The following is a 14693-nucleotide window of genomic DNA, read 5'->3' as shown; positions in this document are numbered from 1 at the left end:
CAGCAGTAGTCTTTGAAAGCTGTTTTTCTACATTATCATAATTGTAATGGGTTGTGGTAACCATTTTTTTATATCCGCTGTCATCAGTAACATTTACAGGAACATCTTCCATGTATTCTTTCGAAACCGTACTGTCAAGAAAAGAAGCAAAAGTAGGAATAGCGTGTTGTCCTATATACATATTATCTAAGGAAGTATTTTCGTTAACTCCGGGCGGAACATAAAAATAATTATACAGTTGTACTCCTATAAGGTTATAAATCACTTTTTCTAAAGGAGTAGAATAGATATTGCTTTTATCGCTTTTAAGATATACTGTATTGTTTTTGTTAACCAATGTTTTATGCGAAATTAAGTGCCCGTTTATATTGCTGACAGTAAAGTTCCTCGACATAGATTGAGCGGCAGTAGAAGTTAATCCCGTCATCAGTGATGGGTCAGATAAATAAGCGCCATTATAAGTAGGCTCCCAAAAAGTAGAAGTTCCCCGATATTCAAATCCGTTTTCCGAATCAAAAGTTTTCTCTTCGCCGCCTTTTTCAAAATTATCCCCGCCATGGCTGATAGTCACATTCGGGTAAACCGGATCTTCTATATATGAAGGCAGAGGCTGCGGTTCTGAATGCAGGATTAATTCAAATTTTGTGGCAACATCGAGCCTTGGAGTACCTCCAAAGTCACCCATCTGGTTAAAATGCTTGGTGAAGAAATAAGGCTGAAATGGGGGATTCAGTTTTTCATTATTATGAATGTCCGAATACGTATCATAGTAATACCGTTTGATATTGGTACTGGTATTATCTGCAACGTCATACTGTTTTTTTAACCTTACACCGCCGTCATCTACTTTTTCCAGGCCGGACTGGTACTTAATCATAGCGGTTCCGCTACATTGGTTACAGTAATTATTTTTAATCTTAAAATTGAAAATATAGTTCTTATTGGGTTCTATATTGAAATTGGTTGAAAAACTTAAATTCTGTTCTGTTTTGGGAAGAAAAACGTCTCTAGTATACAATACCTGATTATTGGATGCATCTAAAATATCAAACTGTGCCATTGCCTTGTTAGGCTGTACCGCGGTCTCTTCAGAATGTAAATTCAGCTGAATGCTCAAACTGCCTGCGTAAACGGCTGATGAATTTAAATTTCCGGTAACAGAATTTATAGGAGTAATCGGGCTAAAGTCCATTATACCAATATTCCCTATAGAATAGAGTGTTTCTTCATATTTAGATGTTTTGGCAAAAACAGGTTCATACTCAAAAACCGTTTTCCCTTTTGTAGGATAGGTAACTGATGTTAAGGTACCCTTTCTGGCAAACTCAAAGTTGGGTCTCCTGTCTGCATAATAAAGATAATTCTGGTTTTGTTGCTGACTGAACACATTGTTCTCTTGAAGTCCATAGAATAAATTAAGATTGGGCAACAGGGAGGAGGAATTAGACTTTCCGTTATAATACCCCAAATAGTCAATGGCATTGGCAAGACGTACCGGCATTTCTAAAGGAGCATCATAGGTCAGTGTATAATTATTTCCTGTTAATGTTTCCTGAGTCCCTTTAACAGCATATTCTTTTACCGATTCTAAGAAAAATCTTTTTTCATTTTTTACCGTTGTATTATTATTAATATAAGCAAAAACATATTTCCTGATGTTTGCCCCGTTTTTAGAAATGGTGATATCTCCAAGTTTCTGGAATACCTCATTGGCGTCTGTGAGATAAGTAAATGAGATTTGTTCATCGGATGTTTTAATTTTACTGATATATTTTGAATACGTCACATTGATGGAACTTATGGCTGATGAAGGTGGGGAGGCACTCAGTGATGCTCCTGTTTGATTGATATAGGCCCCGGCACTCATTGTTTCAGATTTTCCAAAATTTACATGTCTGGAATTCTGCTGGAAATATTCAAATTCAATTTTATTATTTCTGTTATCTTCAATTTTCGAAAGATAAAAACCGGTTACCCCTCCCATTAATGTATTTTGTCTTACAAAAGTACTTTCGGTATAGCCTGATCCACCGAAGAAATACTTTGTACCGTCGAAAGTTGTAATAATAAACTGGTAGGTATCTTTAAAATTACCTATGGTTTCTATCTTCAGATTATGATTCTGACTAATGATAACGGGATTGAAATTGGCATCAAGATAAAAGCTTCCGCTGTATCCCGGCATTGAAAAATTAAAAATATCCGTTTCATTATCGATCATCCCGTCAATATCATGAGCATAAGTACCCAATGTTTCAGCACCTGCCGGTGAAGATAAATAGTTTACGTCATTCTGATTCAACAATAATCTTTGTGAAGCATATTCATCCTTAATATCATAAATAGTTCTTGTAATTACTCCACCTGCTTCCAAGATCCAGTTCATTCCTACAGAGTTAGGTACATCATTCACTTTTACCCCTGCTTTTGCATATCTGAGGGAAACAGGATGTGTTAGGCTCCCTATAGAAACGGCATGAAGGGGAATATCAATATTGGGTGTTCCCCTGAATTCACCGGCTTCTAAATTTCCGAACTGTGTCCTGAAAAAGGATTCAGGAGACGGAGGGTTAATATTAGGCAATTCCGTATTTCCACCACCATTATTCATTAAGTTGCTCGTTTCCTGCCCATGCATAAAAATACCTGCAACCAGAAAAAAGGCACTTAAGGAAATTTTAGTATTATATATTTTTCTCATTGTTTTTTGTGTTTACTTCTTAATCAATTTTGCACTTGCTGTTTTATTAGTATCTGTTTTTATGGCCACCAGGTAAGCCCCCTGAATTAAATTCTGGGTATTAATCTTAGTCACTTTATTCTTAGTTTTCAAACTCTGGAATTGTCTTCCTCCCATATCATACAACACAATATCTGCTTCTTTAAAATCAAAGCCTATTTCTACATAAGCATAATCTGAAACAGGGTTCGGATAAATCTTGATGTCTTGTTTTTCAATTAACTGATCAAGCTGCTTATCTCCCAGCTTTATAATTTTCCAGTTCTCTTTTCCGAGCTCTTCAGCACTGGTTCCAGCCAATATGATTGAGCCGTCCCTGTTCAGTTTTATATCTGAAAGTCTTTCTTCTCTTTTTCTGGATTCTCCTTTTACGTGTTTTCTCCACTGCTCTTCTCCATTTTGATTCAAATACAGCATCCAGAAGGTTTCATCATCCGTTTCTATACGGCCTTCCGCCTGGGTATAACCACCCAAAAGGATTCCTTTAGTAAGGTCTTGATTCTTGGTTCTTGGATCTTGACTCTGAATAACACTAGTTCCCATCAGGATATCCCTGTTTCCAAAATTGTAGGATTTCTGCCAAAGCTCTTCACCTTTTTCGTTAAGTGAGATAAGCCATAAATCAGTGCCTTCTTCAATTCCTATGGTTTTGTTTCCTGACCTGTCAGACCTGGATTCTCCTCCTATGATAAATCCATTTGAAGTCAAAGCCAATGTTCTCAGATGATCATCTGCCTTACCTCCATAGTTTTTTTCCCATTCTACTTTCCCGGTTTTGTCTAATTTGACAATCCAGTAATCTCCTTCACCATAGTTTTCGGTCGATTTCCCGGTACGCGATACGGGATTCGAGGCAGCTGAAGACTTTTGATCTCCGGAACCTGAAACCCGAACCTCGGAACTCCTCGAATAGATCCCTAACAAAGCACCCCCATCTTTAGTTGGAATCATTTTTTCAACCTCATCCAATCCTTTTCCTCCTAAAATTAAATGAGATAATTCTTTTCCGTCTTTGTCAAGTTTTACAATCAAAACATCTTTGGAACCATAGCCTTTAGATGAGTTCTGAACATTCCCGGCAATAAAAAATCCTAAATCTGTAGTCTGAATTACTGATCTTGCTTCTTCATCAGATGCTGATCCTAAAGTTTTCTGCCAAAGTTCATCACCAAATTCATTAAGTCTAATCAGCCAGATATCTGATCCGCCTTTGGAATCTTCTTTTTTATCCAGGCCTTTACCGGAATAGCTGGTTCCGGAAATTAAAAAACCACCGTCCTGGGTTGATACCGAGCCTGAAAGGTAATCATGGTTTTGCCCGGAAAGGTATTTTTCCCAAACCCCATCGCCCTGTTGGTTGAGTTTGATTAAATGGAAATCGTAGCCGTTGTTTTGTTTCAAGGTTGCAGATTTCAGGTTAGGGGTTGCAGCTGAATTGCTCTCTGATTGAATACTGCTTCCCGTTATTAAGTATTGACCATCAATAGTTGTAGTAACCTGGCTCAGAAAATCCTGCGTTGAGGATTTGATATCTTTCTGCCACAATACTTCCTGGGCAGACAGCCCGAAAACAGCGCATAGAATACATGCACCAGAATATATTTTCTTCATCCGTTTGTGTATTTAATTAATATTTGTTTTTATAATTTTCCGGCAAATTTAACGTTTTTTAACATACATGCAAATCTCGTTACTGAGATTTAACATCGATAATTTCACTTATCCGTGTCTTAAAGTGTTATTTTCCCTAATAAAAACAAAGGTATTCGGGCAAAGCGACAGATCTTGTCGTATAAAAAATAAAAAGAGCCAACCCCCGAAGGGGTCAGCCCAAAACATTAACTGTTTATATTAATAGAATTATGATGTCTTATTTCCAGCCACCGCCTAAGCTTTTGTAAATATCTACAACGGTGCTCAGCTGTTTCTGTTTAGCTTCAATCAGCTCCATTTTTGCATCAAGAGCATCTCTCTGATTAAGAAGAACCTCAAGATAATCTGCCCTTGAATTTCTGAATAACTGATTCGCAATATCTATAGATTGATCCAAAGCCTTGGTCTCCTGAGATTTCAACTGATAATACTGATCTATATTTTTCACCTTTGACATTAGGTTTGCCACATCCAGGTAAGCATTCAAAATCGTTTTATCATATTCGTACAGAGACTGTATCTGTTTAGCATCAGCAGTCTGGAAGTTGGCTTTGATCGCACTTTTGTTAATCAGCGGACCAGCCAGTTCACCTGCTAAACTAGAAGCAATAGATTCCGGCAATTTAACCAGATAAGAAGGTTTGAATGCTTCCAGTCCTAACGTTGCAGAAATTTCCAGTGATGGGTAAAATTCTTTTCTTGCAGCTTCTACGTCAAGTTTTGATGCTTTTAACTCTAATTCTGCCTGTTTGATATCCGGACGGTTTGCCAATAACTGAGATGGAATTCCCGTATACACCGTTTGAGGCACGGTAGACATAAAACTTTCCTTCGTTCTTACAATTGGCTGCGGATATCTTCCCAGAAGTGCATTGATCTGGTTTTCTTTTTCGGTGATATTCTGACGGATGGTATATTCTGCAGCTTTTGACTTAGCCAGTTCAGCTTCAAATTTTTTCACTGCCAATTCTGTTGCAGCAGCAGCTTCTTTCTGGATTTTGGAAATTTCCAGTGCTCTTTGCTGAAGCTTAATATACTGTTGAATAATATCCAGTTGATTATCAAGCGCTAATAATTCATAATAATTATCGGCAACTTCTTCAATAAGATTGGATAATACAAAGTTTTTTCCTTCCACTGTAGAAAGATAATGAGCAACAGCTGCTTCTTTTTCAGTTCTGAGCTTTTTCCAGATATCAATTTCCCAGTTTGCCATCAATCCACCACCAAAATTGCCCAGGGGATCAGGCATTTCCTTTCCTGGCTCTATTTCTGTAGAGGCATCACCTGCTCCTTCGCTTGTATAACGTCCTGCTTTACTCACTCCGGCTCCAACTCCTGCCGAAACGGTAGGTGTTAATCTTCCTTTTTTAGCTAAAACTCCACTTTTGGCAATTTCAATTTCCTGAAGCGTAATCAGTAATTCCTGGTTATTTTTTAAAGCTGTTTCAATGAGGCTCACCAAATTCGGATCTGTAAAAAACTGTCTCCAAGGAGTTGTTCCGCTGTTCGTACCGGCATCCTGCTGTTCTTCCTGGTTGAAGTTCTGAGGCAGGTTTTCTTTTACTTCATCTTTTATAACGGTGGCCATAGGTGCCCTACAACTTGCTAAAACAAGTGATAAGGCAATGGCTGCTATATATTTATTATAAATCTTCATGTTTGTTATCGTGTTGATACGGTTCTGTTTGTTCTGTTAAAGGATTTTCTTCTTCATATCTTGCCAGCCTGGATTTTTCCGCAATGGTCCCGAAAATATAATAGAGTCCCGGAATAATCATCAGCCCGAAAATGGTTCCGATCAGCATTCCTCCTGCTGCGGCCGTACCAATCGTCCGGTTACCGATTGCACCTGGTCCGGTTGCCATTACCAACGGAATCAAACCAGCAATGAATGCAAATGATGTCATCAGGATCGGACGGAAACGGATGGCAGCTCCTTCAATGGCAGCCTGAGCCACCGGAATTCCCTCTTCGGCCTTTTTCTGAACGGCAAATTCCACAATCAATACGGCATTTTTACCTAAAAGACCGATCAGCATGACCATTGCAACCTGAGCGTAAATATTGTTTTCCAGTCCTAATAATTTCAAGCATAAGAAAGCTCCGAAAATACCTGTCGGCAACGATAAAATTACCGGTAATGGAAGAATGAAGCTTTCATACTGTGCAGAAAGGATCAGGTAAACGAAGCCTAGACATACCAGGAAGATAAATACGGCCTCATTTCCACGGCTCACCTCATCTTTGGAGATTCCCGCCCAGTCGATACCGAAACCTCTCGGAAGTGTTTTATCCGCCACTTCTTTAATGGCTGCAATTGCCTGTCCTGAACTATAACCCGGCGCAGGCGTTCCACTTACCTCGGATGAGTTGTACATATTATGTCTTGTAATTTCGGATAAGCCATATACTTTTTCCAAATGCATGAAATCTGAATACGGAACCATCTGATCTTTATCGTTTTTAACGTATAATTTCAATAAATCCGTTGGTAATGCACGATATTGAGGCCCAGCCTGAACAATTACTTTATAAGGTCTGTCGAAACGGATAAAGCTTGTCTCGTAATTCGAGCCGATTAACGTAGATAAATTGTCCATTGCATTTTCAATTGTCACTCCTTTTTGTTCGGCAAGGTCGTTATCTACTCTCAGCATATACTGTGGGAAACTTGCAGAATAGAATGTAAATGCAGAACCCAGTTCAGGACGTTTTTTCAGTTCCCGCACAAAATCATTACTTACTTTTTCCATTTTCTGGTAATCCCCGCTTCCTGCTTTATCCAGCAAACGAAGTTCGAAACCGCCTGCAGCACCATAACCCGGAATGGATGGAGGCTGGAAGAATTCTATATTGGCACCCGGAATATTCTTGGCTTTTTCTTCAAGCTTTTCTATGATCTCGGCAGCGGATTCTTTACGGTCTTCCCAGCTTTTAAGGTTAATCAAGCAGGTACCGGAGTTGGAACCTGTACCTTCTGTAAGGATTTCATACCCTGCCAGTGAAGAAACGGACTGCACTCCATCAATATCTTCAGATTCTCTCAGTAGCTCTTTAGCAATCTGATTGGTTCTTTCCAATGTAGATCCCGGAGGCGTCTGGATAATTGCATAGATCATTCCCTGGTCTTCTGACGGAATAAACCCTGACGGAAGTGAATTGCTAAGGAAGAATGTACAGGCACAGAAAGCCAATAATAATGGAAGAGTAACTGTTTTTTTCTTAACTGTTTTATTCAGCATTCTTTCATACTTTCCTGCTCCTTTCGTAAATAAACCGTTGAATTTATCAAGGAAAATAGTAATAGGAGTTCTTTTCTTAGCTTTTCCGTGGTTATTTTTTAAGATCAGGGCACATAAAGCCGGAGTTAATGTAAGGGCAACAATCCCGGAAAGGATGATCGCAGAAGCCATTGTAATGGAGAACTGACGATAGAATACCCCAACCGGACCGGACATAAATGCAATCGGGATGAACACGGATGCCATTACCAAAGTGATTGCGATAATTGCTCCACTGATCTCGTGCATTGCTTCTTCCGTTGCTTTCAATGGTGAGAGTCCTTTTTCTTCCATTTTAGCATGAACGGCTTCAATAACAACAATCGCGTCATCTACCACAACCCCGATAGCCATTACCAAGGCAAAAAGGGAGATCATGTTTAATGTAATTCCAAAGGCGGACATAATGGCAAAGGTCCCTACCAATGAAACCGGAACTGCTAACGCCGGAATCAATGTTGAACGCCAGTCGCCCAGGAACAGGAATACCACGATCGCTACCAAAATGAAGGCTTCAAACAGAGTGTGAACTACTTTTTCAATTGATGCATCCAAGAATCTTGATACGTCATAACTGATGTCGTAGTGCATTCCTTTAGGGAAAGTGGTTTTCTGTAGTTCTTCCATCAAGGACTTTACGTTTTTGATAACGTCACTTGCATTGGAACCATATGATTGTTTTACCGTGATTGCTGCGGAAGGTTTACCATTCAATGTGGAATAGATATCGTACATGGAAGAACCGAATTCAATATCTGCAACATCTTTTAACCTGATGAATTCTCCGTCCGGCTTCGCTTTAAGAATAATATTTCCGTAATCTTTTTCATTATTGAAACGGCCCGGATATTTTAAAATATATTCGAATGACTGGGATCTTTTACCTGAACTCTCCCCTGTTTTACCCGGAGATGCTTCCAAACTCTGCTGATTCAGAGATTCCATCACTTCATCTGCTGAAATGCTGTAAGCCGTTAGCCTGTCAGGTTTAAGCCAGATACGCATGGCATATTCTCTTGTACCCAGGATATCTGCAAAACCTACTCCGCTTACCCTTCTCAATTCAGACATCACATTGATATCTGCATAGTTGAAAAGGAATTTCTGGTCGGCTTTGGGGTCGTCACTATACAGGTTAATATACATCAGCATGTTGGGCTCTTCACGGGTAATTTTTACCCCTTCACGAACTACCAATGGCGGAAGTTTATTTACCACTGAGGATACACGGTTCTGAACGTTTACAGCCGCTACGTTCGGGTCTGTTCCCAAGTCGAAAACCACCTGAATGGATGCTTCCCCGTCGTTTCCGGCATCGGAGGTCATGTACTTCATTCCCGGAACCCCATTAAGACCTCTTTCCAGTGGAATAACCACGGATTTGATCAATAATTCGTTGTTGGCTCCCGGGTATTCTGCCGTGATGTTCACTTTTGGCGGTGAAATGGACGGGAATTGTGTAACCGGTAATTTAACAAGGGATAAAACTCCCATAAATACGATAATCAGAGAGATTACGATAGACAGAACAGGTCTGCGAATGAATTTCTTAAACATACTGCTTCATTTATAGAGTCCTACTCTGCTTTTAATTTCAATGACTGAAGAACTTTTTTAGGATCCTGGGCTTTGGTCTGAACTTTCTGATCGTCTTTTACTTTCTGAACTCCTTCAAGTAAAATCTTATCTCCTGCTGCCAATCCTGAACCTACTACGTAAACATCAGGAAGTTCATAGGCAACTTTAATATTTCTGGATTTTGCCACTCCGTTTTTATCAACTACGAAAACGTATTTCTGATCCTGAATTTCGTATGTTGCTTTCTGAGGAATGATTAAAGCATTTTTCAAAGGTAAAGTCATCCTTACTTTTCCTGTTTCCCCGTTTCTTAATAATTTGTCCGGGTTCGGGAATTTAGCTCTGAAGGCGATGTTTCCTGTTTCACTGTCGAATTCTCCTTCGATGGTCTGAACTTCTCCTTTCTGTGGGAAAATATCTCCGTTTGCCATCACCAAAGAAACCTGATTGCTTCCTCTGGATGCTGCGTTCGTCTGATAAGACAGATATTCCGGTTCGGAAACGTTGAAATAGGTGTACACATCATTGTTATCTGATAAAGATGTCAATAAATCGCCTTCATCAACCAAACTTCCCAATTTCAAGGGCAATCTGTCTATAATTCCTGAAAACGGAGCTTTGATATTGGTGAATGATAAGTGAATCTGGGCCAGTTTGGCTTCAGCATTTGCAGCATCAAGTTTGGCTTTGGCCATTGCTCTTTCGTTTTTGGAAACAATGTTGTTGCTGGCTAAGGTACTTGCGTTTTTCAACTCAATGGTAGCCTGAGCAACTTCTGCCTGGGCTTTTAACAGTTCTGCCTGGTACAGCTGGGGCATAATACGGAAGAGTGTCTGGCCCTGATGTACGTACTGGCCTTCATCTACATAGATTTTTTCAAGGAAGCCTTTTTCCTGGGCACGAACTTCAATGTTCTTCACAGAACGGATCTGAGCTACATATTCCTTATCAATTACCGTATCCATCACTACAGGAGAGGTAACGGGGTAAACTGCAGCTTCTTCTTTTTCTTCTTTCTTCTTGTTACAGCCTGTAAATAACAGAAGACTGCTTAGCGCAATACTTGCGACAACTCTTTTGATCATAATTCTAGAGTTTAATATAAATCGTTAATGTTTTGAATGGGAAAATGGTAATAGATGGTATCCTGCGCTGTAATGATTACCTGCATATATAACGCAGCTTATCTCCCGCCCAAACTGAGGACAGAAAATAAATGAGTAAAAATGAAATTTTATATTCTGATAGAACGGATCAGAATGAATGTTTTAACATTGGAATATAGCGAGATAAAACCACGGATATCCGGTTTTCTGCTTTTAAAAGAGCGGAGCCCAAAAATATAAACAAGACTGAATACTCCTGCGAATACTGCAATGAACTGTATTGTATCTGAAAGCTGAAAGTCATCTTCAGTAAGTTCCAGAGTGGAGTTATCTATTTTATCGGCCATCTGCTGTACAGACAGTTTTTCGAAAGTCTGGTTGAGGCGGTTGGCCTTTTTAGGCATATGATGAGAAACATGACCTGAATAGTCATTGCTGAGGGTTTTAACATTGAGCCGGCTTTCTACCACAAAGAGTAAAAAAAGACCGGTCAAAAAGTAAATAATAAAATTTCTCATCTGATGGAGCAAATGTACGCCTAGAAAAGTATACATTCATAACAGATTAACAAAGTTTAACTCTTCTTTAAATTACCTGAATAAAAAAAAATGAAATTTTGATAATCCGCTCAAATAGCTTTTTCGATTAAAAAAAGAATTCGAATTACTGCATTCAACGGAAAATAAAAATCTGTTTTTCGTTTTGACATAAGAACCAAAAAAGGATTCCCAGCGGTATGATTTAAATCATTTTTACTGTATATCAGCATTATATAATTTTTAATACTTTTGCACCCATAAAAACAACAAATGTATTCATGAGAAAAACTGTACTATTTTATTCTTAGAACCGACTGCTTAAAAGCAGTATTCCAACGGTGTTCAACCTTGCAAAATCTTTAGAAAATATTATTCCTTTCGGGGTGTATAAAAACAGTATTGAAGAGCTTTGCAATGTTTACGGATAGAAAAATCAGATTAATTTATGTAAAATTAACATATATTTATTAAAAATATTTGTAAATTCATACAGTATTAATATTATCATTTCATGACACACTTAGAAATCACTTATCATTATGAAAAAATTATTTACATCAGTCCTTATCGGCCTTGCAGTACTTTCCTCAACAGCGTGTAAGCATCCCGGCAAAGAAGCGGAAGCAATCAGCGATACTGTATCTGAAAACAAAGATGAGACTTCAAAAGATATTTTCACAGATAGCTATGGGGAAAAAATCGAGGTTACTATTAATCATTCAAAAGGTACGGCAACTGTTCATCTGGAAGGCAAAACCTATGATCTTAAAAAAAGTGACGCTCTTCCGGAATATACGGCCAGCAATGAGGAATATCAGTATTCAAACATTAAAGGAAACATTACTTTGCTGAAAAAGAATGTAGATATGGTCCTGTTCCACACAAAAAGTGAGGCAAAAGGATCCGGCCCTGCAAAGATGGCTTCTTATTAATCCAAGTATTTCAATTACACCAACCACACACACAATCATATAACTATGAAAAATTTGCATTATTATTTATCCGCACTTTTTTTACTCGTATTTCTTACGGCATGTAAAACTACTTCGACAACACAGACACAGAAGTCGACAGATATTACAGGTAAAACATGGAAATTAACGGAATTGAACGGGCAACCTATCAAGCTTAAGAATGCTAAAAACAATCCTTATTTCAAGCTTAATACAGAAGGGATGAGATATGAGGGACATGCAGGATGTAACGGATTTGGAGGGACTTTCGAGATCAGGCCCGATATGATGAAAATCAAATTCAACCAGGGAATGTCTACGATGATGGCCTGTGAGGACCTTGAAACGGAGCAATTATTTACAAAAGCAGTGCTTGCCGCAGATAATTATTCTGTAAATGGAAGTACATTGACGCTAAATAAGGCAAGAATGGCTCCTTTGGCTAAATTTGTTCTTCAGCCATAATATATAATCATTGGATTTTAAATTTTACGATATAAAAGACGTTTTACAGAACTGTAAAGCGTCTTTTATTTCTTATACAGCATATAACATACGAGCAGGCTTATATTGACCAAAACAGCAAATGCATTCGACAAAATAATGGGCAGCTCATCTTTTATGAAACCATACCAAACCCACAGTGAAAGTCCTGAAATAAGGACCAAAAGCATCACAAGGGAAATTTCATCTGCATTTTTCTCTTTAATCACTTTGATCAGCTGAGGGATCATGGAGATGGATGTGAGGATTCCTGCTATTATGCCTAAGAGGTTTTCATTCATGATATAGTTTTTTTCTTATTTAAACCTGTTAACAGATACTTCCTCGTGCAAGGGGATATTTTCTTCAATAAACTGATACAGGCTTTTTGAAAAATAACAGCCGTTCAGGATACCTCGTGCCCCAAGTCCATTGAATACATAAAGGTTTTTAAATGTTTCGTGTCTTCCGATAATCGGTCTTCTGTCTTTTACAGTCGGTCTGAAGCCAAAATTCACTTCTTCTACTTCAAAGTCGTAGGGGTAAATTTCAGACAGCCCGTTCACAAGCTGCGCTACTGCGGATTCATCAATATGATGATGGAGCTGTTCCCTGTCGTAGGTTCCGCCATAAAAATAAAGCCCATTGTCTGTCGGGAATAAGAAATGTTTCTTTTTAATGGTAATATCTTCCGGAATTGCTTCGGAGAGTTTTACTTTAATGTGATGCCCCTTATTGGGGTTAACGGCAATATCGGAGAAAAAGGGATTTTCTGTCACTCCCATTCCTTCACAAAAGACCATATGTTTGAATTGAAGGTCTTTATACGTAGCTGAAGAAGTTTCCAGTTTTCCGTAATCAAATTTTTCTTTAATCAGAAGTTCCTTTTTTTCTAAAAAATCAAATAGACCCATGAAAAATCCACTTACCTGAAGTCTGGCAGACTGATTGACCTTTCCTGTGTTAAAGTCGTTTTTTACCACATCTAAATGATCAAAATTTTTATCCAGAAAGCTTAAAAGTTCTTCATTATCCGATTTTTTCAGCCAGAGGTTCTGTTCGTTCTCATCATGAAAAATTCTGTGGATGGGAGAATTGATTAAATAATTCTCTCCTGTGTAAGATTCTATTTCAAGCAGGGTGTCTTTCAGGAAATCAATTTGCTCCTGCGCTTTCCAGAAAGTGGTGAATTTTTTGAGCACTACAGGATTGATAATTCCCGCGGAAACCTGGGAAGCACTCTTTCTGCCTTCAGAAAAGATTGCGAATGATTTGTTATTCTTAATTAGCTGATGGGCGAAAAAAAGTCCTGCATATCCGTCTCCAACAATGATATAGTCTATTTGTTTCATAATAAAAAAAACCTGAGTAAAAGTACTCAGGTTTTGTATAAATATCAAGTGAAATCTTAGTAATTCCACATATCGTTCTCCATGTTAAGGATCTGCGCTTTGATTCTTTCGCTTTCATCCAATTGATCTTCAGCATCTTTAGGGATATAGTCCTTGATGGTACCGTCTCCTAAACCTGTTGATGATTTGTAAATAACAGAAGAGAATCTTCTTGCATTGATGATATCATCGAAAGAAAGGTCTGCAGAAGAGTTTTTTCTGTTGAAAACATAATTGTTTGCCAGAATATCTCTTGCATTAGGATAATAAATCCAGAACAGATCGATAAGTTCGTCATTACCTGCAATTGGCTTACCATCTGGCCCAATAACACCCTGTACGGCAGGATCCGGTCCCATAGCGGCAATACCAAGAGGTCTGTATTTCATCTGTCCGTCTCTTTTATCAACAAACCACATACCCATAATTTTAAGAACTTTTACTTTTTCAGTGGTAGTCTTGAAAACATCGGTATATTCTTTTTTCTCCTGCTCGGTCAGTTGTCTTCCAGAGTTAAGGATGTCAATAGCAGCATCATTGATAACTACTTTTTCCAATCTCTTCTGGATACCTTCCGGTGAAAGTTTCACCGTAAAGTTTTCGTCATCATAAACCTGCTCGATCTTTCCTGTTAATGCACCGTCCAATAATAATTGGTATAAAGATCTTGTAGGTGTAGAAAGAAGTCCATCCGGATTGTCATAGTAGAAAGGCTGGTTGATCTTATCATTCATATCAATGATCTCCCATACAAACATACTCTTAAGGATATCTTTATCCTCTACAAAACCATATTCAAGAGGCTTTACTTTGTTATCAATAATAGTATCACCAACTTTTTGTTTGTTTTCTTCTCTCATCTGTCTGAATTCTTCCGGAGAAGAAGCATTCAGGATAGTCTGGGAAAAAGCAAATCCCGAAACTAATACTAAAAGGGTGCTAATATATTTTTTCATAATAAATTAC

The 14693-nt window shown here is 38.4% G+C and carries 11 protein-coding genes; 2 read left to right on the top strand and 9 right to left on the bottom strand.

What is annotated here, in order from left to right; translation table 11 throughout:
- The 6 genes from HNP36_RS17245 to HNP36_RS17220 all read right to left on the bottom strand — a co-directional run.
- Positions 1 to 2701: hypothetical protein (locus HNP36_RS17245; RefSeq protein WP_184166436.1), on the bottom strand; the 2701-nt coding region annotated here is incomplete at its 3' end.
- 12 nt (positions 2702 to 2713) lie between these two features.
- Positions 2714 to 4351 carry a T9SS type A sorting domain-containing protein gene (locus tag HNP36_RS17240; protein WP_184166438.1) on the bottom strand — a complete coding sequence of 546 codons (1638 nt, stop codon included), beginning with the start codon at positions 4349 to 4351 and terminating at the stop codon, positions 2714 to 2716.
- A gap of 259 nt (positions 4352 to 4610) precedes the next feature.
- Entirely contained in the window at positions 4611 to 6053 is a 1443-nt protein-coding gene (locus HNP36_RS17235) for a TolC family protein (protein ID WP_184166440.1), read from the bottom strand.
- Entirely contained in the window at positions 6040 to 9234 is a 3195-nt protein-coding gene (locus HNP36_RS17230; RefSeq protein WP_184166442.1) for an efflux RND transporter permease subunit, read from the bottom strand. Before HNP36_RS17230 ends, HNP36_RS17235 begins: the two co-directional genes overlap by 14 nt.
- Before the next feature lie 20 nt (positions 9235 to 9254).
- Entirely contained in the window at positions 9255 to 10340 is a 1086-nt protein-coding gene (locus tag HNP36_RS17225; RefSeq protein WP_184166444.1) for an efflux RND transporter periplasmic adaptor subunit, read from the bottom strand.
- A gap of 149 nt (positions 10341 to 10489) precedes the next feature.
- Entirely contained in the window at positions 10490 to 10915 is a 426-nt protein-coding gene (locus HNP36_RS17220; RefSeq protein WP_228456423.1) for a hypothetical protein, read from the bottom strand.
- 524 nt (positions 10916 to 11439) lie between these two features.
- Between HNP36_RS17220 and HNP36_RS17215 the strand changes: the two genes are divergently transcribed.
- Both HNP36_RS17215 and HNP36_RS17210 read left to right on the top strand, forming a co-directional pair.
- Positions 11440 to 11832, top strand: coding sequence for a hypothetical protein (locus tag HNP36_RS17215; protein WP_184166446.1), 393 nt, complete (start codon positions 11440 to 11442; stop codon positions 11830 to 11832).
- Between the two features lie 45 nt (positions 11833 to 11877).
- Positions 11878 to 12318 (top strand): META domain-containing protein, encoded by a 441-nt coding sequence (locus HNP36_RS17210; protein WP_184166448.1) that lies wholly within the window; start codon positions 11878 to 11880, stop codon positions 12316 to 12318.
- Positions 12319 to 12383: 65 nt separating this feature from the next.
- On the opposite strand, the gene HNP36_RS17205 is transcribed toward HNP36_RS17210, so the two are convergent.
- From HNP36_RS17205 to gldN, 3 genes are read right to left on the bottom strand one after another with little or no spacing between them, the layout of a single operon-like run.
- On the bottom strand, positions 12384 to 12638 hold the full coding sequence (locus HNP36_RS17205; protein ID WP_184166451.1) for a SemiSWEET transporter: 255 nt from the start codon (positions 12636 to 12638) through the stop codon (positions 12384 to 12386).
- A 15-nt stretch (positions 12639 to 12653) separates the two neighbouring features.
- The gene (locus tag HNP36_RS17200; RefSeq protein WP_184166454.1) at positions 12654 to 13688 is read right to left on the bottom strand and encodes an NAD(P)/FAD-dependent oxidoreductase; all 1035 of its coding nucleotides are present in this window, start codon (positions 13686 to 13688) and stop codon (positions 12654 to 12656) included.
- Positions 13689 to 13744: 56 nt separating this feature from the next.
- Complete coding sequence (gene gldN, locus HNP36_RS17195; protein ID WP_184166457.1) at positions 13745 to 14683, bottom strand: gliding motility protein GldN; 939 nt, start codon at positions 14681 to 14683, stop codon at positions 13745 to 13747.
- Positions 14684 to 14693 lie beyond the last annotated feature (10 nt).

The sequence above is a fragment of the Chryseobacterium shigense genome (assembly GCF_014207845.1).
In the GTDB taxonomy this organism is placed as follows: domain Bacteria; phylum Bacteroidota; class Bacteroidia; order Flavobacteriales; family Weeksellaceae; genus Chryseobacterium; species Chryseobacterium shigense_A.
This window is presented reverse-complemented; position numbering and strand designations above follow the sequence as displayed.

What these genes read in the sequence shown, in the direction of transcription:
- HNP36_RS17240 (WP_184166438.1), bottom strand. Translation starts at nt 4,351, where the DNA reads ATGAAGAAAATATATTCTGGTGCATGTATTCTATGCGCTGTTTTCGGG.
- HNP36_RS17235 (WP_184166440.1), bottom strand. Translation starts at nt 6,053, where the DNA reads ATGAAGATTTATAATAAATATATAGCAGCCATTGCCTTATCACTTGTT.
- HNP36_RS17230 (WP_184166442.1), bottom strand. Translation starts at nt 9,234, where the DNA reads ATGTTTAAGAAATTCATTCGCAGACCTGTTCTGTCTATCGTAATCTCT.
- HNP36_RS17225 (WP_184166444.1), bottom strand. Translation starts at nt 10,340, where the DNA reads ATGATCAAAAGAGTTGTCGCAAGTATTGCGCTAAGCAGTCTTCTGTTA.
- HNP36_RS17220 (WP_228456423.1), bottom strand. Translation starts at nt 10,915, where the DNA reads ATGTATACTTTTCTAGGCGTACATTTGCTCCATCAGATGAGAAATTTT.
- HNP36_RS17215 (WP_184166446.1), top strand. Translation starts at nt 11,440, where the DNA reads ATGAAAAAATTATTTACATCAGTCCTTATCGGCCTTGCAGTACTTTCC.
- HNP36_RS17210 (WP_184166448.1), top strand. Translation starts at nt 11,878, where the DNA reads ATGAAAAATTTGCATTATTATTTATCCGCACTTTTTTTACTCGTATTT.
- HNP36_RS17205 (WP_184166451.1), bottom strand. Translation starts at nt 12,638, where the DNA reads ATGAATGAAAACCTCTTAGGCATAATAGCAGGAATCCTCACATCCATC.
- HNP36_RS17200 (WP_184166454.1), bottom strand. Translation starts at nt 13,688, where the DNA reads ATGAAACAAATAGACTATATCATTGTTGGAGACGGATATGCAGGACTT.
- gldN (WP_184166457.1), bottom strand. Translation starts at nt 14,683, where the DNA reads ATGAAAAAATATATTAGCACCCTTTTAGTATTAGTTTCGGGATTTGCT.